Genomic DNA, 25058 nt, shown 5'->3' with positions numbered 1-25058 from the left:
ATCGCAATCCGCCGGCATCCTGCCCGGCGACTTCTTGGAGGACACAGTGACAATCACGACCCGCAAGGCCGGCCTGTCCGGACTTGCCATCCTGGGCGCTGGCGCCCTGGTGCTCACCGGCTGCGCCGCTGCACCCGAGGCCAACCCGTCAGACGAGCCCGGCGCATCCGACTTCCTCGCCTGCGCGGTGTCGGACGACGGTGGTTTCGACGACAAGTCGTTCAACCAGCTCAGCCTCGAGGGTCTCCAGGCGGCTGGCGTCGAGGAGAAGCACGTCGAGTCGGCCAGCGAGGACGACTACGAGCCCAACATCGACCGTCTGCTCGACGAGGGCTGCAACATCATCGTGACCGTCGGCTTCAAGCTCTCGGCCGCGACGCTGCTGGCCGCCAAGGCGAACCCCGACGTGGAGTTCGCGACGGTCGACGACGCGCTCGACGGCAACTCGGACGGTCAGCCCGACTACGACAACGCCAAGCCGATCCTCTTCAACACGGCTGAGGCCGCGTTCCTCGCCGGCTACGCGGCGGCGGCCACCTCGAAGACCGGCGTCGTCGGCACCTTCGGTGGCATCCCGATCCCGCCGGTGACCATCTTCATGGACGGCTTTGTCGACGGTGTCGCGTACTACAACGAGCAGAACGGCGCCTCCGTGAAGGCGATCGGCTGGGACAAGGCCTCGCAGAACGGCTCCTTCACGGGCGGTTTCGCTGCCGGTGTCGAGGCCAAGACCGCGGCGCAGAACCTGCTCGACCAGGGTGCTGACGTGCTCCTGCCGGTCGGTGGCCCGATCTACCAGAGCGCGGCAGAGGCGATCCGTGAGAAGGGTGGCGACATCGCCCTCATCGGTGTGGACGCCGACGTCTACAACACCGACCCGAATGTCGCGGACCTGCTCCTGACCTCCGTCATGAAGGGCGTCGACGCGGGCGTGCGTGACACGGTCAAGGCCGCGTCCGAGGGCACCTTCGACAACTCGCCCTACGTGGGCACCCTCGAGAACGGCGGTGTGGGAATCGCACCGTTCCACGACTGGGAGTCCAAGGTCCCCGCGGACCTGGCCGCGACGCTCGATGACCTGAAGGCGAAGATCATCGCCGGCGACATCAAGGTCGTGTCCGAGGCGACCCCGAAGTAAGGGCCTTCTCGCATCACGGGATGGGGAGGCCGGCCTAGCCGGTCTCCCCATCCCGTATCGAGGAGCTGAATACGTAGATTGAGACAATGAAGCTCGAACTCCGTGGCATCACCAAGCGGTTCGGTGCCCTGGTCGCGAACGACCACATCGATCTCGTCGTCGAACCCGGGGAGATCCACTGTCTGCTCGGCGAGAACGGCGCAGGCAAGTCCACGCTCATGAACGTGCTATACGGCCTGTACCGTGCCGAGGAGGGCGAGATCCTGCTGGACGACGAGGTTCAGCATTTCTCCGGCCCGGGCGACGCGATGCGCGCCGGCATCGGCATGGTCCATCAGCACTTCATGCTCGTCCCCGTCTTCACCGTCGCCGAGAACGTCATGCTCGGGCACGAGGAGACCAACGCCATCGGTGTCCTCGACATCGCGGCCGCTCGCGCCAAGGTGCGTGAGATCTCCGACCGGTTCGGGTTCGACATCGACCCGGATGCGGTCGTCGAGGATCTGCCTGTCGGAGTGCAGCAGCGCGTGGAGATCATCAAGGCGCTCTCGCGCGACGCGCGCGTGCTGGTGTTCGACGAGCCGACCGCCGTGCTCACCCCGCAGGAGACCGACGAGCTCATGGCGATCATGCGCCAACTCAAGGAATCCGGCACTTCGATCGTCTTCATCACCCACAAGCTGCGCGAGGTGCGCGAGGTGGCCGACCGCATCACGGTGATCCGGCTCGGCAAGGTCGTCGGCGAGGCATCGCCTTCCGCGAGCAACGCCGAGCTGGCCTCCATGATGGTGGGCCGCGCGGTCGACCTGACCGTCGACAAGGCGCCGGCCAATCCCGGTGCCGATGCATTCGTCGTCACCGACCTCTCGGTGATCGATGCGCTCGACCAGTACGTCGTGAAGGACGTCTCGTTCACCGTGCGCGCGGGCGAGATCCTCGCGATCGCGGGCGTGCAGGGGAACGGACAGACGGAGCTCACGGAAGCGATCCTCGGTCTCCAGCCGCGCGTCTCGGGCTCGATCACGCTCGACGGCGTCGAGCTGGTCGGGCGCAGTGTGCGTCGCGTACTCGACGCGGGCGTGGGCTTCGTGCCCGAGGACCGCACCGAGGACGGGCTCGTCGCCGAGTTCACGATCGCCGAGAACCTCATGCTCGACCGCTCGACGGGTGAACCTTTCGTGAAAGCCGGCGCCCTCCAGCTCAAGACGCTCGAGGAGTTCGCCGAGGCGAAGCTCGAAGAGTTCGACATCCGTGCGCAGGGCATCTCGACCCCCGCAGGCCGGCTCTCCGGTGGCAACCAGCAGAAGGTCGTGCTCGCGCGCGAGTTGAGCCGCGACCTGCGACTGTTCGTCGCGTCGCAGCCCACCCGCGGCCTCGACGTCGGATCCATCGAGTTCGTGCACACGCGCGTGGTCGAGGCGCGCGACTCCGGCATCCCGGTGATCGTCGTGTCGACCGAGCTCGACGAGGTCACCGCGCTCGCCGACCGGATCGCCGTCATGTATCGCGGCGGCATCGTCGGCATCGTGCCCGGCGACACGCCCCGCGAAGTGCTCGGCCTCATGATGGCCGGCGAGACGACAGGAGCCGCCGCATGAGCGACGACCAGCAGATTCCGCCGCACGGTCAGGTGCCCGAACCCGTCGAGCCCGAGCAGGTTCCCGCGGCCCAGCGCGACGACAGCCCGCAGCCCGCCGCCAACCGCGTGCTGCGCGAGATCTTCAGCGCCGGCTGGCTCATCTCGGTGCTCGCGATCGTCATCGCCCTTCTCGTGGGGGCCGTGCTGATCGCCGTGACCGATCCGACGGTGCAGAAGGCCTCGGGCTACTTCTTCGCGCGACCCGGTGACACCTTCGCCGCCATCTGGAACGCGGTGCTCGGCGGCTACACGGCGCTCTTCGAGGGCGCCATCTTCAACCCGAAGCGTGGCGACTTCCTGCGCGCGATCAAGCCGCTGTCCGACACGCTCACTTTCGCGACCCCGCTCATCGCGGCCGGCCTCGGTGTCGCGCTCACCTTCCGCGTCGGCATGTTCAACATCGGTGGTCGCGGCCAGATCCTCATCGCCGCAGCCTGCGCCGGATGGGTCAGTTGGTCGTTCGAGTTGCCCGCACCCGTGCACATCCTGTTGGCGACCGTCGCCGCGATCGTCGGCGGTGCGCTCTGGGCGGGCATCGCGGGCGTGCTGAAGGCTCGCACCGGCGCGCACGAGGTGATCGTCACGATCATGCTCAACTACGTTGCGCTGTACCTCATCTCCTTCCTGCTCAAGACGCCGGGGGCTCCAGGCACCCGACTCCAACACTCCGAAATCACCACCGGCCCTGCCGAGCGCCATCTACCCCTCGCTGACCGACCTCATCGGCGTCGGCGCGTTCCGCGTGCACCTCGGATTCATCTTCGCGATCCTCGCGACTGTCTGGGTCTGGTATCTGCTCAACCGCTCGAGCCTGGGCTTCCGCTTCCGCGCGGTGGGTGAGAACCCCAACGCGGCGCGCACCGCGGGCATCAGCGTCAAGAACGTCTACGTCGTCGCGATGCTGTTCTCGGGCGGACTGCTCGGTCTCGCCGGCGCCTCGCAGGTGCTCGGCACGACGACCACGGGCTTCTCGGCGGGCGTCGACGCCGGCATCGGATTCGACGCCATCACCGTCGCCCTGCTCGGCCGGTCCCGGCCGTGGGGCGTGTTCCTCGCGGGACTCCTGTTCGGCGCTCTCAAGTCGGGCGGCTACTCGATGCAGGTCGGCGAGGGCATCCCCATCGACATCGTGCTCGTCGTGCAGTCGGTCATCGTGCTGCTCATCGCGGCGCCTCCGCTCGTGCGGTCGATCTTCCGGCTGCCCGCGCCCGCCGGCGCCCCGGAACCCGTCCGCATCCGCGCCCCGAAGGCGGTGACCAAGTGACCACCACGACCCCCGCGGCACCGATCGTCCACGAGACGGCCGTCGTCCGCAGCTGGAAGGCCCCGATCGCGTACGGCATCTTCGCGCTCGTCGGCGTGCTGTTCGCGTTCGTCTTCCCTGCGACCGGCGACACGCTCTTCGAGCTCTCCACCGAGCGCGAGGCGATCCAGCTGGCACCGGTCGCGGTGCCCACCCAGTCGGCCGTGATCGTGGCGGCGCTGCTCCTCGTGGGGCTCACCGGCCTCTCGGCGTTCTTCGTCGCCTCGCGTCGCGCGCGGTCGCCGCTGTGGCTCGCGATCGTGTTCACGGTGCTGTTCCTCTTCGCGTTCCTCACCTGGGTCGCCGCCGACAAGACCATTCCCGTCCCGGGGCTGCTCGTCGGCTCTCTGGCCCTCAGCGTGCCGCTCATCTTCGGCGCGCTCGGAGGCGTCATCTCGGAGCGCAGCGGTGTCGTGAACATCGCCATCGAGGGTCAGCTGCTCTTCGGCGCGTTCTCGGCGGCGCTGGTCGGGTCGATCACGCGTCAACCTCTGCTCGGCCTCGTCGCTGCGATGGTCGGCGCCGTGCTCGTGTCGTTCGTGCTCGCGGCGTTCTCGATCAAGTACCTCGTCGACCAGGTGATCGTCGGTGTCGTGCTCAACGTGCTGGTGCTCGGGCTCACGAGCTTCTTCTACTCGAAGGTGCTCGTTCCCGACGCGGCGACGCTCAACAACCCGGTCAAGTTCGACGTGCTGCCGATTCCGCTGCTCTCGGACATCCCGATCCTGGGCCCCGTGCTGTTCCGGCAGACGATCATCGTCTACCTCATGTACATCGCGGTGTTCCTCGTCTGGTTCGCGCTCTTCAAGACCCGGTGGGGCCTGCGGGCACGTGCGGTCGGTGAGCACCCCCAGGCGGCCGACACGGTCGGCATCAGCGTGACCTCGACCCGCTTCTGGAACGTGTCGCTCGCGGGTGCCATCGTCGGCGTCGGCGGCGCGTACTACACGCTGGATGTGGTGGGCCAGTTCGGCAAGGACATGACCAACGGTGCGGGCTTCATCGCACTCGCCGCGGTGATCTTCGGACGCTGGGATCCGATCCGGGCGACGCTCGCGGGCCTGCTGTTTGGCTTCGCGACCAACTTGCAGAGCGTGCTGGGCATCATCGGCTCGCCCGTGCCATCCGACTTCATGCTCATGCTGCCGTACGTGGTCACGATCTTCGCGGTCGCGGGCCTCGTGGGCGTCTCGCGGGCGCCGGCCGCCGACGGTAAGCCGTACATCAAGTCATGAACGAGGTCAGCGCAGAGACCTGGCAGGCGTTGCGGGATGCGGCGAATGCGGCGATCCCGCATGCCTACGTGCCGTACTCGAAGTTCCCGGTCGGAGCCGCGGCGCTGGTCGACGACGGCCGCATCATCTGGGGCTGCAACGTCGAGAACGCCTCCTACGGGCTCACGCTGTGCGCCGAGTGCGCGCTCGTGTCGACACTGCACATGACGGGCGGCGGCAAGCTCGTGGCCTTCACGTGCGTCGACGGCCACGGGCAGACCCTCATGCCGTGCGGCCGCTGCCGCCAGCTGCTGTTCGAGCACTCGGCCGAGGGGATGCTGCTCGAGACCGTGTCGGGCATCCGCACGATCGACGAGGTGATCCCGGATGCCTTCGGCCCACGCACCCTGGAGGCGTACTCCGCAGGTGGGTGAGGAGGCGCGCAGCGCCGTCTCGAAACCGCGTCAATACAGGTGGTTGAGGAGCGGCGGAGCCGCGTCTCGAAACCGCCGTCCCCCGAAAGGACAATCATGGCCATCGAACCCTTCGACACCGTCGACCTCATCCACCGCAAGCGCGACCGCGGCGAGCTCACGGCCGACGAGATCCGCTGGCTGGTCGACGCCTACACGCGCGGCTACGTCGCCGACGAGCAGATGGCGGCCTTCGCGATGGCGGTGTTCCTGAACGGCATGACGCCCGACGAGATCCGCGAACTCACGGCCGCGATGGTCGCGAGCGGCGAGCGCCTCGACTTCTCGGGTCTCGGCAAGACCACGACCGACAAGCACTCGACCGGGGAGTGGGCGACAAGATCACCCTCCCGCTCGCGCCGCTCGTCGCCTCGTTCGGGGTGGCCGTTCCGCAGCTCTCCGGCCGCGGACTCGGGCACACGGGCGGCACGCTCGACAAGCTCGAGTCGATTCCGGGATGGCGTGCGCGCCTCAGCAACGAGGAGTTCCTCGCCCAGCTCGGCTCGGTGGGCGCCGTGGTGTGCGCCGCGGGCGCCGACCTCGCCCCGGCCGACGGCAAGCTCTACGCCCTGCGCGACATCACGGGCACCGTCGAGGCGATCCCGCTCATCGCGTCGTCGATCATGTCGAAGAAGATCGCCGAGGGCACCGCCTCCCTCGTGCTCGACGTGAAGTTCGGCTCGGGCGCCTTCATGAAGGACTACGATCGCGCGCGCGAGCTGGCCGAGACCATGGTGCGGCTCGGCAACGACTCGGGCGTCGCCACGCGTGCGCTGCTCACCGACATGAACGTGCCGCTGGGCCTCACGATCGGCAACGCCAACGAGGTGCGCGAGTCGGTCGAGGTGCTCGCCGGCGGCGGTCCCGCGGATGTCGTCGAGCTGACGGTCGCGCTTGCGCGCGAGATGCTCGACCTCGCAGGTCAGCCGGATGCCGACGTCGAGGCGGCCCTCGCCGATGGACGCGCCATGGACAGCTGGCGAGCCATGATCGAAGCCCAGGGCGGCGATCCGGATGCCGCGCTGCCTCAGCCGCGGGAGTCGCATCCGGTGCTCGCCGAGACGGATGGCGTGCTCGCCACCCAGGAGGCGCTCGCCTTCGGCGTGGCCGCCTGGCGCCTCGGTGCCGGACGCGCCCGCAAGGAGGACCCCGTGGTGCACGCGGCGGGCATCGACCTGCACAAGAAGCCGGGCGACGCGGTACGCGCGGGCGAGCCGCTCTTCACGCTGCACGCCGACGACCCGGCGCGCTTCGATCGGGCGCTCGAGTCGCTCGAGGGCGCCTACTCGATCGCCCCCGCCGGCACCGAGCTGCCGGAGCGCCCGCTCATCCGTACCCGCATCGCCTGAGGCGACGCGACCGTCCCATCTCAAGGACCATCGCTCCCGAATCAAGGATTGTCTCGCCCAAATCAAGGACTCGGTGGTGCTGGAGTCGCCTCCTGAGGCAGGAGTTGGGGACTTCGAGCGGGGAGTCCTTGAGTTGGGTGAGACGGTCCTTGAGTTGGGTGAGACGGTCCTTGAGTTGGGAGCGACGCCTCAGACCTCGGGGTCGCCGAGCGATGCGAGCGCGTCGACCACGAGATCCCAGAAGCGACGCTCGTCGAGGCGCAGCGACACCTGGGTCGTGCAGTCCGGGGAGCGGGGCGGCGCAGGTCGGCCACCGTCATGCCGAGCGTGAGCGTGCCCGCGAGCTCGACATCCAGCGGCGCCTTCACGACCTCGAGCACCGAGGGGTCGATCACGTAGGCGACCGCCACCGGGTCGTGAACCGGCGGGGATGCGAAGCCCTGCGAGGCGAGGTAGGTCGCCCCGAAGAAGTCGAGCAGTTCGCCCACGAACACCGCGGGTCGCGTGCCGACCGCTGCGATCCGCTCGCGTACCTCGGCGGTCGCGAGCGCCTGATGCGTCACGTCGAGCCCGACCATGGTGAGCGGCCACGACTCGTTGAACACGATGTGCGCCGCCTCCGGATCGATCACGATGTTGAACTCGCTCGTCGCGTTCCAGTTGCCCACGTGCACGCCGCCGCCCATGAGCACGACCTCGCGCACGCGCGGCACGATGCGCGGCTCGATGCGCGCCGCGAGCGCGATGTTGGTGAGCGCCCCCGTGGGCACGAGCGTGATCTCGCCCGGCTCGGATGCCATCACGGTGTCGATGATGAGCTGCACCGCGCCGCGCGGGTCGACGTCGAACGTCGGCTCGGGCAGTACCGGGCCGTCGAGTCCTGAATCGCCGTGGATGTCGGGCGCGTACTCGACACTGCGCACGAGCGGTCGGCCCGCGCCCGCCGCGAACGGCACCCCCGTGATGCCGGCGATGCGTGCCACGGCGAGCGCGTTGCGCGTGACCGCCTCGATGCCCGCGTTGCCGGCGACCGTGGTGACGGCAGCGAGTTCGACATCCGGGTTGCCGTGTGCCAACAGCATGGCGATCGCATCATCATGGCCGGGATCGCAGTCGAGGATGATGCGGCGGGTCATGGTGCCAGCCTAGGCAAGATGAGGCGTCGGTTCGTGTCGCTCGCGGGGCGGTCCAACGACGCGACGTGACGCCCCATCTTCAGCTTCGACTCGGTTTCGTACAGGGCCCGCCGACTACTCTGGAGGCATGAGCGACGCAGCCCCCGCAGACCACCACATCGTCGACGGCGTCGACCTGCGGGTGCTTCCCAAGGTCTCGCTGCATGACCACCTCGACGGAGGTCTGCGGCCGCGCACGATCATCGAACTCGCCGAGCCTCTCGGCCTCGAACTGCCCGCGACGGATGCCGACGCCCTTGCCGCGTGGTTCGCCGAGAAGTCCGACTCCGGCTCGCTCGTCGAGTACCTCAAGACCTTCGATGTGACGACCGCCGTCATGCAGACCCGGGAGGGCCTCACGCGGGTCGCCCGCGAGTTCGTGGAGGACCTCGCCGAGGACGGTGTCGTGTGGGGTGAGGTGCGCTGGGCGCCCGAACAGCACCTGAGCCGCGGGCTCAGCCTCGACGAGGCGGTCGAGGCGGTGCAGGAGGGGCTGACGCAGGGCATGGAGCTCGCCGCGGAGGCCGGCCACGGCATCCGTGTCGGACAGCTCGTGAGCGCGATGCGGCACACCGACCGCGGTCTCGAGATCGCCGAGCTCGCACTGCGGCATCGTGACAACGGCGCCGTCGGGTTCGACATCGCCGGCCCCGAGGCGGGCTTCCTCCGAGCCGCTTCGCGGACGCCTTCGACCTGCTCGCCCGCGAGTGCTTCCCGGCGACCGTGCACGCCGGCGAGGCCGACGGGCTCGAGTCCATTCGCGGCGCGCTCGTCGACGGCCACGCCCTGCGTCTCGGCCACGGCGTGCGCATCGCCGAAGACATCACGATCGAATCCCAAGACGACGAGGCAAGCTACGTGAGCCTCGGCCGGCTCGCCCAGTGGGTCAAAGACCGTGGGATCCCGCTCGAGACGAGCCCGAGCTCGAACCTGCAGACCGGCGCGATCGCGGCGTGGGGTGACGACCTCACCGCGCATCCCTTCGACCTCCTGTACCAGCTCGGCTTCCGCGTGACCGTCAACACCGACAACCGCCTCATGAGCGCCACGACTCTCACGCGTGAGCTCTCGCTGCTCTCCGACGCCTTCGGCTACGGGCTCGACGACCTGCTGACCTTCCAGCTCAACGCGGCCGAGGCGGCCTTCCTGCCGCTCGAGGAGCGCGCCGAGCTCGTCGAGCTCATCGAAGACGGGTTCGGCGACGTCTGATGGACCACACCGCCCTCCCCGCGCTTCCCGATGACGCCGTCGTGCTGCGCGCCCGCGCGCGCGATTGGCGGGACGCCGTCGAGATCTCCGGTCGAGCCCTCGCCGCGAGTGGTGCGACGGATGCCGGCTACGCCGTCGACATGGTGCGCATGATCGAGGAGCACGGACCCTACGTCGTGGTCGCGCCCGGCCTGGCCCTCGCGCACGCGCGCCCGGGCCCCGCGGTGCACCGCGACGGCCTCGCGATCGTGACGCTCGCCGACCCGGTGCCGTTCGGGCATCCCTACAACGACCCGGTGCGCGTCGTGCTCGCCCTCGCGGGGGCCTCGAGCGCGCGCCACCTGCAGCTCGTGGCCGAGATCGCCAACATCTTCAATGACTCGGATGCGGTGGCATCGCTGGCCGACGCCGCGACCGCCGACGAGGTGCGCGGCATCCTCGGGGTGGGCGCGTGAAGATCCTCACCCTGTGCGGTGCCGGCATCGGCACGAGCGGCATCCTCAAGGTGAACGCGGAACGCGTGCTGCAGCGCCTCGGCGTCGACGCGCGCGTCGTGGCGATCGACGCGTCGATGCTCGAGTCGGAGCTCGACGACGCGCAGGTGATCCTCACCGGCCCCGAGTTCGTCGACGCGATCGGGCAGACCTTCGCCGACGTCATCGTGGTGGAGAACTACTTCGACACCGCCGAACTGCAGCGCAAGCTCGAGGTCGCGCTCGGCTGAGGCCCGGGATCCACCTTCGTCAGTCTCCGCGCGCCTTCGCAACTCAGGAGATTCTCGACGGATGCGGGTGCAGCGTGGCCGCACGTGGGGAGGCTCCTGAGTTGCGAACCCGCGCACGTTCCGCCATCCAGGAGAATCTTGACGGGGGCGCGACGGCGAGCCGCGCACGCCGACATCTCCTGAGTTGCGAGAAGATACGCGGAAACGGCGAGGGAGAGCAGGCTCAGCCGAGCAGCTCGCGCATCCCGGCGTCGAGGGCCGCGAGTGCGGCATCCGCTGTCGCCTGTCGTTCGGCGGCCGCGCCCTCGTCACTGCGGGTGTCGAGGTAGCACTTGAGCTTCGGCTCGGTGCCCGACGGGCGCACGATCACGCGCGAGCCGCCCGCGAGGTGGAAGCGCAGGATGTCGCTCGGCGGGAAGGGGCCGAAGCCGTCGGCGAAGTCGTCGATCTGCTCCACGCGGATGCCGCCGATCCCGCGCGGCGGATCCTGCCGTAGGCGCGCCATGAGCTCGGGGATCCGTGCCAGGTCGGCGACCCGCACCGAGATCTGCCCGGATGCGAACGCCCCGTAGCGCTCGGCGAACTCCGCGCGGTGCTCGGGGAAGCTGCGCCCCGACGCCTTCAGGTCGGAGAAGAGCGCGAGCACCGCGACGGCGGCCGAGATGCCGTCCTTGTCGCGGATCTTGTCGGGGTCGACGAGGTAGCCGAGGGCCTCCTCGTAGCCGTAGATGAGGTCGCCTGCGCGCGAGATCCACTTGAACCCGGTGAGCGTCTCGACGAAGTCGAGGCCCTCCGTGCGCGCGACGACACCGAGAGCGGGGAGCTCACGAGCGAGCAGGCGAGGGATCCCCGGTCGAGGCCGCGCTCGACGGCCTGCCGCGCCGCGCGCCAGCCGAGCAGCCATCCGACCTCGTTACCCGAGAGCCGGTGCCACCCTCCGTGGCCGTCCGGCACGCCGACGGCGACGCGGTCGGCATCCGGGTCGTTCGCGATCACGAGGTCCGCGCCGTGCTGGGCCGCCGTCGCGAACGCGAGGTCCATCGCGCCCGGCTCCTCGGGGTTCGGGAAGTCGACGGTGGGGAACGCGGGGTCGGGATCCTGCTGCGCGGCGACCGACACGACATCCGGGAACCCCGCGGCCTCGAACACGCGCCGAGCGGTCTCCCACCCGACACCGTGCATCGCCGTGTAGACGACGCGCAGCGGCTGCGGCTCGGCGGCGAGGGCCGCGGTACGGCGCACGTACTCGTCGACCACCTCCTCCGGCGCGATCTCGTAGGTGCTCGAGCGGGGCAGCTCGGTGATCGAGCCGCGGGCGACGTCGACGATCGCGGCCTGGATTTCGGCATCCGCGGGCGGCACGATCTGCGAGCCGTGGTCGAGCCCGCCGAGGTAAACCTTGTAGCCGTTGTCGGCCGCGGGGTTGTGCGAGGCCGTGACCATCACGCCCGCGCTCGCCTCGAGGTGGCGCACGGCGAACGCGAGCACGGGGGTCGGCAGCAGCCGCGGCAGCAGCACGGCGCGCACTCCGGCGCCCGCCATGAGCTCGGCCGTGTCGCGCGCGAACACCTCGGAGTTGTGCCGGCCGTCGTAGCCGATGACGACGGACGGATGCGTCTCCCGCGCCAGCAGGAACCGCGCGAGCCCCGCGGCGGCCTGCGAGACGAGCACGCGGTTCATGCGCAGGGGACCCGCTCCGAGCTCCCCGCGCAGCCCCGCCGTGCCGAACGTCAGCCGCCCGGCGAACCGGGATGCCAGCTCGGCGTGCGCATCCGGGTCGCCCGCGTCGGCACGCGCGATGAGCGCTTCGAGCTGGGCGCGCGTGACCTCGTCGGGATCCTGGGCGGCCCAGGCGCGGGCCGCTGCGAGGGCCTCCACCGCCTCCATCAGATCGCCGCCACGACGCGTGCGAGCAGCTCGGAGATCACCGGCTCGGCGTCCTTGCCCGCCTGCAGCACCTCGGTGTGGCTGAGGGGCTCGGGCGAGATGCCCGCGGCGAGGTTCGTGATGAGCGAGAAACCGAGGATCTCCATGCCCGCCTGGCGCGCTGCGATCGCCTCGAGCGCGGTCGACATGCCCACGATGTGGCCGCCGATCGTCTTCGCCATCTGCACTTCGGCCGGCGTCTCGTAGTGCGGGCCGCGGAACTGCACGTAGACGCCCTCGTCGAGTTCGGGCTGGATGCTGCGCGCCACCTCACGCAGCCGCCGCGAGTAGAGATCGGTCAGGTCGATGAAAGTCGCACCCTCGAGCGGAGACGCCGCCGTGAGGTTGATGTGGTCGCTGATGAGCACCGGGGTGCCGGGCGTCCAGTGCTCCTTGATGCCGCCTGCGCCGTTGGTCAGGATCATCGTCGTGGCGCCCGCAGCCGCCGCGGTGCGCACCGAGTGCACGACGCGGCGCACGCCGTGACCCTCGTAGAAGTGGGTGCGCGCGCCGATCACGAGGGCGCGTTTGCCGTTCGGCAACAGGATGCTGCGCAGCGTGCCGACGTGACCCGTGAGCGCGGGGGCGCTGAACCCGTAGATCTCGGTGGCGGGCACGGTGGCGACGGTCTCGCCGAGCAGATCGGCAGCCTTCGCCCAGCCGGAGCCGAGGGTCAGTGCGATGTCGTGCTTCTCGACGCCGGTGGCTTCCGCGAGCTGCTCTGCTGCGATGCGTGCGACGGCGAACGGATCCACGTCCTCGCCGTCGAGGGGATGCTGGGTGTGCATCCTCTCACTGTATTCGGCGAGCCCCGGGAACGGGCCCCGGCGGCATCCCCTCGCGGATGCGCGACAATGGAGGCATGCCCTACGAGTTCGAGCGAACCCAGCGCATCGCCGTCCTCGGAGGGGGACCTGGTGGCTACGAGGCGGCTCTCACGGGGGCGCAGCTCGGGGCGGAGGTGACGCTCGTCGAGCGCGCAGGTGTCGGCGGTTCGGCGGTGCTCACGGATGTCGTCCCCTCGAAGTCGCTCATCGCCACCGCGGGCGCGGCCACGGATGTCGGCCAGGCCGCCGATCTCGGCGTGCAGTTCTTCACGCGCGGCGAGAACGGACGTGCCGTGCGCCCCGAGGTGACCGTCAATCTCGCCGCCGTCAACCAGCGGCTCATGCTGCTGGCACGTCAGCAGTCCGAAGACCTCAAGTCGCAGCTCACGCGCGCCGGCGTGCGGATCGTCGCGGGTGACGGCCGCCTCGACGGGCCCAACCGGCTCATCATGTCGACCGGCAAGGGCAAGAAGCGGGTCGACTTCGACGAGGTCACCGCCGACACACTCGTGGTCGCGGTCGGGGCGCGCCCCCGCATCCTCTCGTCGGCCAAGCCGGACGGCAAGCGCATCCTCACCTGGACTCAGCTCTACTCGCTCGACGAGGTACCCGAGCACCTCATCGTCGTGGGCTCGGGTGTGACGGGCGCGGAGTTCGCCTCCGCCTACCGCGCGCTCGGCGCGCAGGTCACCCTCGTCTCCAGCCGCGAGCAGGTGCTGCCGGGCGAGGATGCGGATGCCGCCCGCGTGATCGAGAACGTCTTCGTGCGCGGGGGATGAAGGTGCTCTCGAAGTCGCGCATGGCATCCGTGGAACGCGCGGGCGACGGGGTGCTCGTGACCCTCACCGACGGACGCACGGTCGAGGGCTCGCACTGCCTGCTCGCGCTCGGCTCGGTGCCCAACACCTCGGGCATCGGGCTCGAGGAGGCGGGGGTGCAGCTCACCGAGTCGGGCCACATCCGCGTGAACCGGGTGGCCCGCACCTCGATGCCGATGGTCTACGGGGTGGGTGACTGCAGCGACTTCGTGCCGCTCGCATCCGTCGCGTCCTCGCAGGGACGCACCGCGGTGTTCCACGCCATGGGGGATGCGGTGACGCCCGCCGAGCCGCGCAATGTGACCTCGAACATCTTCACGCATCCCGAGGTCGCGACCGTGGGCTGGAACCAGAAGCAGATCGAGGAGGGGCTCGCGCAGGGCGAGATCTACAAGCTGCCGCTCGCCTCGAACCCGCGCGCCAAGATGGAGGGCATCAAGGACGGCTTCGTGAAGCTGTTCGCCCGCACCGGCTCCGGCACGGTGATCGGCGGCGTCGTCGTGGCGCCCAAGGCATCCGACCTCATCCTGCCGATCGCGCTCGCGGTGGAGCACCGCCTGACCGTCGACCAGCTGGCCCGCGCCTTCTCCGTCTACCCCTCGCTCTCGGGTGCCGTGACGGATGCGGCCCGCGCGATGCACATCGTCGACTGAGCCGCCGCCGCTGCCGCGCTCCCGCCTCCGCCTCGAACCCCGCGAGCGCTACCCAAAACCGCGAGCGCTACCGGTAGACGGGTAGCGCTCGCGGAAACGGGTAGCGCTCGCGCCTGTGGAGAGCTTCTGCGGCGGCGAGGCGAGGTGCGACAGGGTGACGGCATGGACGACATCGTCATCACCGCCTCGTGGCGTGACAGGTTCCTGCTCGCGCGGGCGGCTCCGGATGGTGACGCCGACCGTCTCGGCGTGCTCGCTCAGCGGGGGAGCTGATACGCCTCGTGCGCGGCGTCTACGTCACCGCCGCCGACTGGAATGCTCAATCGCCCCGTGAGCGCCACATCACCTTGGCGCGGGCCGTGACGCTCATGCGGGAGCGGCGACTCGTGCTCTCGCATCGCACGGCCGCGATCGCGTGGAACCTGCCGCTGCTGGGCGACCCTCCCGAGGACGTGCACGTTATCGCGTGGCGCACCAACGGCGGACGCTCCGACGACAGACTGGTGCGGCACTGCCTCGACATCCCGCCGGAGACCGTCGTGCTCGACGGGCTCGAGGCCACGACGCTCGCGCGAACGGTCATCGATGTCGCCCGCACGAGCCGATTCGCCGAGGGGGTCATGGTGGCGGATGCGGCACTCGCCCGGGGAACGCGGCACGATGACCTGGTTGCGGAACTGCCCGAACCGGGCCACCGCGGCGTGCGACGCGCTCGCGAGGTGGTGGCGTTCGCCGACGCGCGCAGCGGCTCGCCCGTCGAGTCGCTCAGTCGCGTCTCGATCGCGGAGGCCGGGCTGCCGGCTCCCGAGCTGCAGCACGAGTTCTCGGACCGTGACGGGCGCATGGATGTCGACTTCTGGTGGCCGCGTTTCGGCGTGATCGGTGAGTTCGACGGCAAGGTGAAGTACCTCGACGAGCGGTACCGCAATGGCCGCACGCTCGAGCAGGTGCTGCTCGACGAGAAGTGGCGCGAGCAGCGTCTGCGCCGGCAGCCGGGGTGCGATCGATCGCCCGGTGGGATGCCGCCACCGCGGCGTCGCCCGCGCGCCTGGGCCGCCTGCTGCGCGAGCACGGCATCCGCTGACCGCGACCGCGGCATCCACCGGCCGACCGTGGCATCCGCGGACCGACCGTGGCATCCGCAGACCGCGAGCGCTACCGAAATCCGCGAGCGCTACCCGTAGACCGGGAGCGCTCGCGGAAACGGGTAGCGCTCGCGGAAATGGGGAGGGCGGACGGCGGGGCGGAGCCGTCAGTCGGCGATGCTGAGGAGCAGGTGGCCCGAGGAGACCGTCGCGCCGACGACCGCGTTGAGCGAACCGATCGTGCCGTCCTTGTGGGCGATGAGCGGCTGCTCCATCTTCATGGCCTCGAGCACCACGACGAGGTCGCCCTTGACGACCTTGTCGCCCTCGGCGACGGCCACCTTCACGACCGTCGCCTGCATGGGCGCCTTGACGGCGTTCCCGGTGGCGCCGACGACGGCCTGCGAGCCGACCCGGCGACGCGGGGGCGGCGGAGCCGACACGGTGGCCGAGGGCAGCAGCGTGCTCGGCAGCGACACGGCGACGCGCTTGCCCTCCACCTCGACGACGACCGAGTGGCGCTTCTCGGCGGGCGTCGCATCCGCGAGCACACCGCCCCACGGCTCGAGCTCGGCCGAGAACTCGGTCTCGATCCAGCGCGTGTACACGCCGAAGCCGCCGTCGCCGGTGAAGGCGGCATCCCGCACGACCGCGCGGTGGAACGGGATGACGGTCGGCAGCCCGGCGACCTCGAACTCGTCGAGGGCGCGACGGGCGCGCTCGAGCGCGTCCTCGCGCGTCGACCCGGTCACGATGAGCTTCGCGAGCAGGGAGTCGAACGCGCCCGAGATCTCGTCGCCCGTCGTGACGCCCGAGTCGATGCGCACGCCGGGGCCGCCGGGGTAGCGGATCGCCTGGATGGGGCCGGGCGTCGGCAGGAAGTTGCGGCCCGGGTCTTCTCCGTTGATGCGGAACTCGAAGGCGTGACCGTGCGTCTCGGGATCGGGGTAGTCGAGGATGCCGCCCTCCGCGATGCGGAACTGCTCACGCACGAGGTCGATGCCGGTGACCTCCTCGGAGACCGGGTGCTCGACCTGGAGGCGGGTGTTGACCTCGAGGAACGAGACCGTGCCGTCGAGGCCGATGAGGAACTCGCAGGTGCCCGCGCCGACATAGCCGACCTCGCGCAGGATCGCCTTCGAGGAGCTGTAGAGCAGCTCGCGCTGCGCGTCGGTGAGGAACGGCGCGGGCGCCTCCTCGACGAGCTTCTGGTGGCGACGCTGCAGGGAGCAGTCGCGCGTCGAGACGACGACGACGTTGCCCTCGGCATCCGCGAGGCACTGCGTCTCGACGTGGCGCGGCTTGTCGAGGTACTTCTCGACGAAGCACTCGCCGCGGCCGAACGCCGCGACCGCCTCGCGCGTGGCCGAGTCGAAGAGCTCGGGGATCTCCTCGCGCGTGCGGGCCACCTTGAGGCCGCGGCCGCCGCCGCCGAACGCCGCCTTGATGGCGACAGGCAGACCGTGCTCGTCGACGAAGGCGAGCACCTCATCCGCTCCCGAGACCGGGTTGAGGGTGCCGGGGGCGAGCGGCGCGCCGACCTTCTCGGCCACGTGGCGGGCGGAGACCTTGTCGCCGAGGCGCTCGATGGCATCCGGTGACGGGCCGATCCAGATGAGGCCGGCGTCGATCACGGCGCGCGCGAAGTCGGCGTTCTCGGCGAGGAAGCCGTAGCCGGGGTGCACGGCGTCGGCGCCCGAGCGGCGGGCGATCGAGAGCAGCTTGTCGATGACGAGGTAGGTGGTGGCGCTGGTCGTGCCGTCGAGGGCGTAGGCCTCGTCGGCGAGCACCACGTGCCGCGCACCGCGGTCCTGGTCGGCGTAGACGGCGACGGATGCGATGCCGGCGTCGCGGGCGGCGCGGATCACGCGTACCGCGATCTCACCCCGATTGGCAATCAGGACCTTCGAGATGCGAGGCATAGTGACCCCAGCCTAGAGCCGGCGACGACCCGCGCCGTTGTCGTGCATGCACAAACGCGTGCCCGCGGCTTGCAGTGCTGCTACAACGGCCTAGCGATTCCAGAGGGTCGGCCACTCGACGCCGAGTTCGCGCACGAGGGTGCGCAGGTACGGCACGCTGAGCCCGACCACGGTATGCGGATCGCCCTCGATGCTCTCGATGAAGCCCGCCCCCTTCGCGTCGATCGTGAACGCCCCGGCCACCTCGAGCGGCTCGCCCGTGGCGATGTAGGCGTCGATCTCGGCGTCGGTGATGTCGGATGCGAATCGCACGCTCGCCGAGGTCGCGCCGCCCACCGCGCGCCCGAGCAGGCCGCCGCGCGCGTCGATGAGCCAGTGCCCCGAGTGCAGCACGCCCGTGCGACCGCGCTGGGCGTGCCAGCGCTCGCGGGCCGTCTCGGGCATGTGCGGCTTGCCGTAGATGGTGTCGCCCAGCACGAAGGCCGAGTCGCCGCCGAGCACGAGCCCGTCGAGCCCGCCCTGGTCGACCAGCCGCTCGGCCACCGCCTCCGCTTTCGCTCGCGCGAGCAGCGTGACGTAGGCGTCCGGATGCTGCGGCCCTGCGGCGGCGGCCACCGCGTCCTCGTCGACGTGCGACGGCACGGCTACGGGCTCGATGCCCACGGCGCGCAGGGTCGCCAGGCGTGCGGGAGAGGTGGATGCGAGGTACAGCCGCACGACGGACATCCGCTGGCTTCCTTCCGGTCGTGGGCGCAGCATCCGCGCCTATGCTCGGACGAATGGGTGACATGCAGGGCCGCGAGGTCGAGGTCGAGGCTACCAACATCGCGCACGGCGGCTACGGCGTCGCCCGGCTCGACGGTCGGGTGGTCTTCGTCGCCGACGCGATCCCCGGCGAGCGCGTGCGTGCGCGCATCCTCGACGACCGCAAGAACCGTTTCTGGTGGGCCGACACGGTGGAGGTGCTCGACCCCAGCCCGCACCGTCGTCCGCACCTGTGGGCGGAGGCCGACGTGTCGCGCGACCCCGCCATCCGCCCGGGTGGTGCCGACTTCGGCCACATCGAGCCCGCTCACCAGCGTGCGCTCAAGGCGCACGTGCTGAGCGACGCCCTGCAGCGGATGGCCCGCATCGAGCGCGAGGTGGAGGTCGAGCAGGTCGAGGGGCCGGCGGACGGCGGCGGATGGCGCACCCGCGAACGCCTGCACGTGGCCGACGATGGCACGGTCGGGCCGTTCTCCGCGCGTTCGCACCGAGTGATCCGGGTCGCATCGCTGCCGCTCGCCACGGCGGAGCTCGGCGAGGTCGCCCCGATCGGGCAGCGGATGCCGGAGCACGCGGGCGGGGACGTCGTCGCGCTCGCGCCGAGCATCGGCGGCGCCCGGCTCATCCTCGGAAAGCAGGCGCCGAGCGTCATCCGCGAGCAGGTGGGGGAGCGCGAGTTCCGGCTCGACGACTCGGGTTTCTGGCAGGTGCACGCCGCGGCACCGCGCACGCTCACGCGCGCGGTGCAGGAGGCGATCGACGAGTCGCTCTTCGATCCGCGCGCGGCCAACCTCGACCTCTACGGCGGCGTCGGGCTGCTCGCGGCGGCAGTCGGCGACCGCTTCGGCCCGAGCACCCGCATCACCACGGTGGAATCCGACGAGCGCGCCACCGAGCACGCCGCCGAGAACCTCGCCGACTGGCTCGGCGCGAAGGCCGTCACGGCGCGTGTCGAGCGCTGGGTGCGCACGCTCGCCGACGCGTCCGCGGCGGAACGGGCCCGGCTGTGGGGCGCGACCGTCGTGCTCGACCCGCCGCGCTCGGGGGCGGGGCGAGCCGTGCTCGAGACCCTCGCGGCGGCGCGACCCGCCCAGCTCGTGTACGTGGCGTGCGATCCGGTGGCGTTCGCGCGCGATGCGGGGGTGCTCGCCGAGCTCGGCTACCACCTGACCGGCCTGCGCGCCTTCGACCTCTTCCCCAGCACCCACCACGTCGAGGCCGTGGGTTCGTTCGTGCGCGCGTGACGCCGCACGGTCGACAGCAGTAGCATGAGCGACGGCGGACCCTGGCGGGAGTGGGCATGAGCACGGTGATCGATCGTCCGGAGACGGAGGCGCAGGTGCGCCCCGCGCGAATCGCGGTCGTCGACGACCACGAGTCGGTGCGGGTGGGCCTCAAGGCCGCCTTCGTGGAGGCCGGGCACGACTTCATGCTCGCCGCTCCCAACGTCGCCGACCTCATCGAGGGGCTCGCGGGGCGCGAGGTGGATGTCGTGGTGCTCGACCTGTCGCTCGGCGACGGATCGAGCGTGACCCAGAACGTCAAGAGCGTGCAGGCCATCGGCGCTCCGGTGCTCGTGCACTCGATCGCCGACCGGGTCGACCTCGTGCGCGAGGCGCTCGCCGCCGGAGCCGCGGGCGTCATCCCGAAGTCCGCCTCGATGCGCACCGTCGTGACCGCAGCGGCGACCGTGGCACGCGGCGAGGTGCTCAACAACCTCGAGTGGGCCACCGCGATCGACGCCGACCGGGACTTCGCCAAGGCCGAGCTCGGCCGGCGCGAGCGCGAGATCCTGCACCTGTACGCATCCGGGCTGCCCCTCAAGCTCGCGGCCGAGCAGCTCGGCATCGGCTATTCGACGGCCCGTGAGTACCTCGATCGCATCCGCGCCAAGTACGTCGAGGTGGGCAGGCCCGCGCCGACCAAGGTCGACCTGCTGCGCCGCGCCGTCGAAGACGGAATCCTGCCGGGGCTCGACCCCGACAGCGATGGCTGACGTCGCCCGCAACCTGCTCGCGTCGGTGCCGCGCGGGAGGCCCGTTCGCAACCCGCTGAGTCTCGTGCGCGTCACCACCGCCATCGCGCGCACGGCGGCCGGATTCGGCGTGGCGTTCATGCTGCAGTCGGTGCCGGCGATGATCGAGCAGCTGCCCAACATGCGCCCGGCCTGGTCGGTGACCATGGTCGGCGCGCTCGTGGCCAGTCTCGCTCTGACGGTCGTCGTGTCGGTCATCGATCGGGGGCTGCGGATCGGGCACGTGACCTTCGCGGTCGTCTACCTCATCGCGCTGATCAGCTGGCCGTTCGCGGTGATCGACCCCGCTCAGGCGCCCAGCTCGAGCTACTGGCTCTACTACACCCTCACGATCGCGACGGCGATGGCGACAGTGGGCCTCGGCATCCGCCTCGCGACCGCCTACGTCGTGCTCGCGCCGGTGATCTACGGCATCATCCGCATCACGCCGCCCGGCGGCGAGGTGACCATCACCCAGACGGTGCTCGACTCGGTGTACGCGATCATCCTCGGTGGGGCGATCACGATCATCACGGCGATCCTGCGGAACGCCGCCTCCTCCGTCGACCGCGCGCAGGCGACGGCCCTCCAGCGCTACGGGCACGCCGTGCGGCAGCACGCCACCGAGGCCGAGCGCGTGCAGGTCGACGCGATCGTGCACGACAGTGTGCTGACGACGCTGCTCTCGGCTGCCCGCGCCGAGACGGCGGAGGCGAAGGAGCTCGCGGCCCTCATGGCGGGCAACGCCATAGGGCACCTGCGCGATGCGCTCTCCGAGGCGCCGCAAAGCGACGCGGAGGTCTCGGTGGCGGCGCTCGCGAACCGCATCGCGGATGCCGCTGCCGCCCTCTCCGAGCCGATCACCGTCGATTCCGATGGCGTACGTCCGGGCCGCATCCCGGTGGCCGTGGGCGAGGCCGTCTACTCGGCCGCCGTGCAGGCGATGGTGAACAGCCTGCAGCACGCCGGGCCCGCGCGCCGCTGGGCGGTCGTGCGCGGCGGCGGCGACGATATCGTCGTCGAGGTCGGCGACGATGGCTGCGGCTTCGACCCGGATGCGGTGCCGACCGAGCGGCTCGGCGTGCGGGTGTCGATCCTCGAGCGGGTGGCGAGCGTCGGCGGCGCCGCCGTCATCGACACGGCGCTCGGCGAGGGCACCGTGGTGGCGTTGCACTGGCCCGCCCCGAAGGTATCGAAGGGGCCGACCGCCACGGAGGTGACGTCGTGACGATCGGCGTGCCCCGGGCCCTCATCATCGCCCTCGCGGGGGTGTTCTCCGGCTATCACCTGGTGCTCGCGGCCTACTCGCTCACCTTCCCCTACGCGAGTGAGACGGGCGCCGTCATCGCCGGGATGCTGCTCTACGCGATCGTCACGGCTGCCGTGCTGTGGCCCACCCGCGAGACCCGGATGCCGGTGTGGCTCGCCGCGTTCGCGCTCGGTGTCGCGATCGCCCTGCCGCCGCTCATCACGGTCGTGCTCGATCCGATGCGGCCGGGGGCAACGGCTACGCCACCTGGTACGTCGCCGCGATCGGCACGCTCATGACGATCACCGCCACGCGGCTGAGGCCCGGCTTCGCGTGGGCGGGCATCATCTTCCTCGTCGTGCAGACGCTGTTCTGGTCGGGGCCGGGCGCGCTCGGCACGATCGGGGTGATCGGGTCGGCCTCGTGGGTCGGGGTCGCGCACATCATCACGAACACCCTCGCCAAGGCCGCGCGCGACTCCGAGCGGTTCGCCCACGCCGAGCGCGAAGCCACCGAGTGGCAGGCGGCGCAGGAGGCGCACCTCAACGAGCGGCAGTTCCGCCTCGGGCAGACGAGCGTCATGGCGTTGCCGATGCTGCGCACCATCAGGTCCTCGAACGGCGAGCTGACCGACGCGCAACGTGCGGAGTGTCTGCACATGGAGGCCGCCATCCGCGACGAGATCCGCGGGCGCAAGCTGCTCAACGACGGCGTGCGCGAGCAGGTCATGCTCGCGCGTCGCCGCGGAACGATCGTGACGCTGCTCGACGAGGGCGGCATCGACGACCTCTCCGACGCCGAGCTCGACCGCGTGCTCGGTCGCCTCGCGCTCGCGCTGCGTGACACGACCGCCGACCGGGTGATCGCCCGCACCGTGCCGGAGGGCTCGGAGGTCGCGGTGACTGTGGTCGGGCTCCGTACGGTCGACGACGAAGAGGTGACGCTGCTCGGCGGTGAGCCGGATGACGAGGTCGAGTTGTGGCTCGAGATCCCGAGGGCGTCGGCGTCGTCGTAGGGGGCTGGTTTCGAGACGCCGCCTGCGGCGGCTCCTCACCAGCTGGGGGCGCCTGCGGCGGCTCCTCAACCAGCTGGGGCGCCTGCGGCGGCTCCTCAAACCGGGAGCGGACGTGGAACGAGGGGCCGGACAGAGCGTCCGACCCCTCGCAAGATTCGAGTCAGGGCGACAACCCGAATATCGCCCTGACTCGCCCCCACATCATCGGTCTGCTTACCCTAGACGACCGGTGATGCTGTGTAACTCGATGAGATACACCTGCTAGTACTCAAGTATGGGGGAGAGTTACGCCCGCGTAAGTCGTCATTTCGGGGGACTTTCGGGGTACATTTTCGGGTGACGCGCCCGAGCTTTTCGTCGCGGCAGACGAAATCCGGGGTACAACCCGCCGGGGGAGACGGAATCTTCCGTCAATTTCTCTTCCCGCTACCGAATGCGCAGCCGAACGGCCTGCATCACCGTGCCCAGCGGTTCCAGGCGCCGCGCTCGAGAGGCTGGCGAAGTCCTCGGCGCTCACGCTCCCACGTGGTCGGAGCGCGTTGCGCGCGGCGCTGCATGCCGGCGAGCTCGTCGAGCGCCGCGCGCAGCACGGCCGTGGCCGCCGCGAGCTCCTCCGGGGTCGGGTTCCCTCCGACGACCCGGATCGCGTTCCCCTCCGATGCCTCGTTCACAGCGGGATGTTCCCGTGCTTCTTCGCCGGCAGCGCCGCCCGCTTGGTGCGCAGCGCCCGCAGCGCCTTGATGATCACGAGCCGCGTGGCCGCCGGTTCGATGATGCCGTCGAGCTCGCCGCGCTCGGCCGCGAGGAACGGGGAGGCGACGTTGTAGGTGTACTCGTTCGCGAGCTGCGTGCGCACCTCGGCGATGTCGCGCCCGGCGGCTTCGGCCTCCTTGAGCTCGTTGCGGTACAGGATGTTGACCGCGCCCTGGCCGCCCATCACCGCGATCTCGGCGGTGGGCCAGGCGTAGTTGAGGTCGGCGCCGAGCTGCTTCGAGCCCATCACGATGTAGGCCCCGCCGTAGGCCTTGCGGGTGATCACGGTCACGAGCGGCACCGTGGCCTCGGCGTAGGCGTAGAGCAGTTTCGCGCCGCGGCGGATGACGCCCGTCCACTCCTGGTCGGTGCCGGGCAGGTAGCCCGGCACGTCGACGATCGTGATGATCGGGATCGAGAAGGCGTCGCAGAAGCGCACGAACCGGGCGGCCTTCTCGCCCGCGTCGATGTTGAGCGTGCCCGCCATCGCGTTCGGCTGGTTGGCGATGATACCGACCGAGCGTCCCTCGATGCGGGCGAAGCCGATCACGATGTTGGGCGCGAAGAGCGCCTGCACCTCGAGGAAGTCGCCCCCGTCGACGATGCGCTCGATCACCTCGAGCACGTCGTAGGGCTGGTTCGGCGAGTCGGGGATGATCGTGTTGAGCCGACGGTCGGAGTCGTTGACCTCGAGCTCGGTCTCGGACTCGTACACCGGCAGCTCGGCCTGGTTGTTGTCGGGCAGGAAGCTCACGAGGGTGCGCGCGTAGTCGAGCGCGTCGTCCTCGTCGGAGGCGAGGTAGTGCGAGACGCCCGTGCGAGAGCTGTGCGTGAGGGCGCCGCCGAGCTCCTCCATGCCGACGTCCTCGCCCGTGACGGTGCGGATGACATCCGGGCCCGTCACGAACATCTGGCTGGTCTTGTCGACCATGATCACGAAGTCGGTGAGCGCGGGACCGTAGACGGCGCCACCGGCTGCCGGGCCGAGGATGATTGAGATCTGCGGGATGACGCCCGAACTCGCGGTGTTGAGGCGGAAGATCTCGCCGTACTTGCCCAGGGCGACCACGCCCTCCTGGATGCGCGCGCCGCCCGAGTCGAGCATGCCGATGATGGGCACCCCGGTCTTGAGCGCGAGCTCCATGACCTTGATGATCTTCTCGCCCGCGACCTCGCCGAGCGAGCCGCCGAAGATCGTGAAGTCCTGCGCGTAGACGGCGACCTGGCGGCCGTGGATGGTGCCCGTGCCGGTGACCACGGCGTCGCCGTAGGGGCGCTTCGACTCCATGCCGAAGGCGTGGGTGCGGTGCCGCACGAACTCGTCGAGCTCGACGAAGGAGCCCTGGTCGAGCAGCTGCTCGATGCGCTCGCGGGCGGTCTTCTTGCCCTTGGCGTGCTGCTTGGCGATCGCGGCTTCGCCGCTCGCCGTCACGGCCTCGTGGTAGCGCACCTTCAGGTCGGCGAGCTTGCCGGCGGTCGTGAGGTCTCGGGCTGCGGTCTCGTCGGTCACGGCGTTCAGCCTATCCGTCACCCTCATACGGCTCGGGGTTGTGCGATCCGACAAAACCCGGGGCGGATGCTTGGGGAGCACGCGGGGCCGGGTGCGTCGCACGAGCCGCGCGATCGCCCACACCGTGACGCGCCACATCGCCTCGACGACAACCCCGCCGCTCATCTTCGAGGCGCCGGCCCGCCGTTCCGTGAAGGTGATCGGCACCTCGCGGATGCGCCAGCCGGCGTCGTGGGTGCGGATCGTGAGGTCGATCTGGAAGCAGTAGCCGCGCGAGTCCACGACCTGGTGCGCCAC

General features: G+C 70.3%; 17 protein-coding genes and 6 pseudogenes. 16 read left to right on the top strand and 7 right to left on the bottom strand.

All coding sequences use genetic code 11. The features are described 5' to 3' along the window. Positions 1-46: 46 nt before the first annotated feature. The 6 genes and pseudogenes from QQK29_RS02945 (at position 47) to QQK29_RS02920 (ending at position 7116) form a co-directional block, all read left to right on the top strand. On the top strand, positions 47-1138 hold the full coding sequence (locus QQK29_RS02945) for a BMP family lipoprotein (protein WP_284297652.1): 1092 nt from the start codon (positions 47-49) through the stop codon (positions 1136-1138). Between the two features lie 86 nt (positions 1139-1224). After that, the gene (locus QQK29_RS02940) at positions 1225-2736 is read left to right on the top strand and encodes an ABC transporter ATP-binding protein (RefSeq protein WP_284297650.1); all 1512 of its coding nucleotides are present in this window, start codon (positions 1225-1227) and stop codon (positions 2734-2736) included. Further along, a pseudogene (locus QQK29_RS02935) lies at positions 2733-4041 on the top strand (ABC transporter permease). The gene QQK29_RS02940 and the pseudogene QQK29_RS02935 overlap by 4 nt, the downstream one beginning before the upstream one ends. Further along, positions 4038-5315, top strand: a complete 1278-nt coding sequence (locus QQK29_RS02930) for an ABC transporter permease (RefSeq protein ID WP_284297648.1) — start codon at positions 4038-4040, stop codon at positions 5313-5315. The pseudogene QQK29_RS02935 and the gene QQK29_RS02930 overlap by 4 nt, the downstream one beginning before the upstream one ends. After that, on the top strand, positions 5312-5728 hold the full coding sequence (locus QQK29_RS02925) for a cytidine deaminase (protein ID WP_284297646.1): 417 nt from the start codon (positions 5312-5314) through the stop codon (positions 5726-5728). Before QQK29_RS02930 ends, QQK29_RS02925 begins: the two co-directional genes overlap by 4 nt. A 96-nt stretch (positions 5729-5824) precedes the next feature. Beyond that, positions 5825-7116, top strand: a pseudogene (locus QQK29_RS02920) (thymidine phosphorylase). Between the two features lie 189 nt (positions 7117-7305). Here the strand turns inward: QQK29_RS02920 and uriH are convergent. Further along, positions 7306-8252: pseudogene (gene uriH, locus QQK29_RS02915) on the bottom strand (uridine-preferring nucleoside hydrolase UriH). Positions 8253-8379: 127 nt separating this feature from the next. On the opposite strand from uriH, the pseudogene QQK29_RS02910 reads away from it, so the two are divergent. From QQK29_RS02910 to QQK29_RS02900, 3 genes and pseudogenes are all read left to right on the top strand, one after another. Next, a pseudogene (locus QQK29_RS02910) lies at positions 8380-9500 on the top strand (adenosine deaminase). Beyond that, positions 9500-9955 (top strand): PTS sugar transporter subunit IIA, encoded by a 456-nt coding sequence (locus QQK29_RS02905; protein ID WP_284297644.1) that lies wholly within the window; start codon positions 9500-9502, stop codon positions 9953-9955. Before QQK29_RS02910 ends, QQK29_RS02905 begins: the two are co-directional and overlap by 1 nt. Then, positions 9952-10224, top strand: a complete 273-nt coding sequence (locus tag QQK29_RS02900; RefSeq protein ID WP_284297642.1) for a PTS sugar transporter subunit IIB — start codon at positions 9952-9954, stop codon at positions 10222-10224. Before QQK29_RS02905 ends, QQK29_RS02900 begins: the two co-directional genes overlap by 4 nt. A 223-nt stretch (positions 10225-10447) precedes the next feature. On the opposite strand, the pseudogene QQK29_RS02895 reads toward QQK29_RS02900, so the two are convergent. Beyond that, positions 10448-12111: pseudogene (locus QQK29_RS02895) on the bottom strand (phospho-sugar mutase). Beyond that, entirely contained in the window at positions 12111-12938 is an 828-nt protein-coding gene (locus tag QQK29_RS02890; protein WP_284297640.1) for a purine-nucleoside phosphorylase, read from the bottom strand. The pseudogene QQK29_RS02895 and the gene QQK29_RS02890 overlap by 1 nt, the downstream one beginning before the upstream one ends. 74 nt (positions 12939-13012) lie before the next feature. Here QQK29_RS02890 and QQK29_RS02885 point away from each other — a divergent pair. After that, positions 13013-14448: pseudogene (locus QQK29_RS02885) on the top strand (NAD(P)H-quinone dehydrogenase). A 281-nt stretch (positions 14449-14729) separates the two neighbouring features. Continuing rightward, positions 14730-15632, top strand: a complete 903-nt coding sequence (locus QQK29_RS02880) for a hypothetical protein (protein WP_284297639.1) — start codon at positions 14730-14732, stop codon at positions 15630-15632. 68 nt (positions 15633-15700) lie between these two features. Here the strand turns inward: QQK29_RS02880 and QQK29_RS02875 are convergent, their stop codons facing one another. Both QQK29_RS02875 and QQK29_RS02870 read right to left on the bottom strand, forming a co-directional pair. Then, positions 15701-17455 carry an acetyl/propionyl/methylcrotonyl-CoA carboxylase subunit alpha gene (locus tag QQK29_RS02875; protein WP_284297636.1) on the bottom strand — a complete coding sequence of 585 codons (1755 nt, stop codon included), beginning with the start codon at positions 17453-17455 and terminating at the stop codon, positions 15701-15703. 90 nt (positions 17456-17545) lie between these two features. Continuing rightward, positions 17546-18181, bottom strand: coding sequence for a Maf family protein (locus QQK29_RS02870; RefSeq protein WP_284297634.1), 636 nt, complete (start codon positions 18179-18181; stop codon positions 17546-17548). 53 nt (positions 18182-18234) lie between these two features. Here QQK29_RS02870 and QQK29_RS02865 point away from each other — a divergent pair, with 53 nt between their 5' ends. Genes QQK29_RS02865 through QQK29_RS02845 form a run of 5 tightly spaced genes read left to right on the top strand, consistent with a single transcriptional unit; the run spans position 18235 to position 22498 of the window. Then, complete coding sequence (locus QQK29_RS02865) at positions 18235-19464, top strand: class I SAM-dependent RNA methyltransferase (RefSeq protein WP_284297632.1); 1230 nt, start codon at positions 18235-18237, stop codon at positions 19462-19464. 56 nt (positions 19465-19520) lie between these two features. Further along, entirely contained in the window at positions 19521-20216 is a 696-nt protein-coding gene (locus QQK29_RS02860) for a response regulator transcription factor (protein ID WP_284297630.1), read from the top strand. Then, positions 20209-21462 (top strand): sensor histidine kinase, encoded by a 1254-nt coding sequence (locus tag QQK29_RS02855; protein ID WP_284297628.1) that lies wholly within the window; start codon positions 20209-20211, stop codon positions 21460-21462. Before QQK29_RS02860 ends, QQK29_RS02855 begins: the two co-directional genes overlap by 8 nt. Beyond that, positions 21459-21782, top strand: a complete 324-nt coding sequence (locus QQK29_RS02850; RefSeq protein WP_284297626.1) for a hypothetical protein — start codon at positions 21459-21461, stop codon at positions 21780-21782. Before QQK29_RS02855 ends, QQK29_RS02850 begins: the two co-directional genes overlap by 4 nt. Then, complete coding sequence (locus QQK29_RS02845; RefSeq protein ID WP_284297624.1) at positions 21779-22498, top strand: hypothetical protein; 720 nt, start codon at positions 21779-21781, stop codon at positions 22496-22498. Before QQK29_RS02850 ends, QQK29_RS02845 begins: the two co-directional genes overlap by 4 nt. A gap of 455 nt (positions 22499-22953) precedes the next feature. On the opposite strand, the gene QQK29_RS02840 is transcribed toward QQK29_RS02845, so the two are convergent. Together QQK29_RS02840 and QQK29_RS02835 are read right to left on the bottom strand one after the other, a co-directional pair. Beyond that, positions 22954-23169, bottom strand: a complete 216-nt coding sequence (locus tag QQK29_RS02840) for an acyl-CoA carboxylase epsilon subunit (RefSeq protein WP_284297622.1) — start codon at positions 23167-23169, stop codon at positions 22954-22956. Next, positions 23166-24788 (bottom strand): acyl-CoA carboxylase subunit beta, encoded by a 1623-nt coding sequence (locus QQK29_RS02835; protein ID WP_284301888.1) that lies wholly within the window; start codon positions 24786-24788, stop codon positions 23166-23168. Before QQK29_RS02835 ends, QQK29_RS02840 begins: the two co-directional genes overlap by 4 nt. Positions 24789-25058: the final 270 nt, after the last annotated feature.

Source organism: Homoserinibacter gongjuensis (assembly GCF_030161875.1).
GTDB lineage: Bacteria > Actinomycetota > Actinomycetes > Actinomycetales > Microbacteriaceae > Homoserinibacter > Homoserinibacter gongjuensis.
Note: the sequence above shows the minus strand (reverse complement) of the source record. Positions and strands in the feature narration are given on the sequence as shown.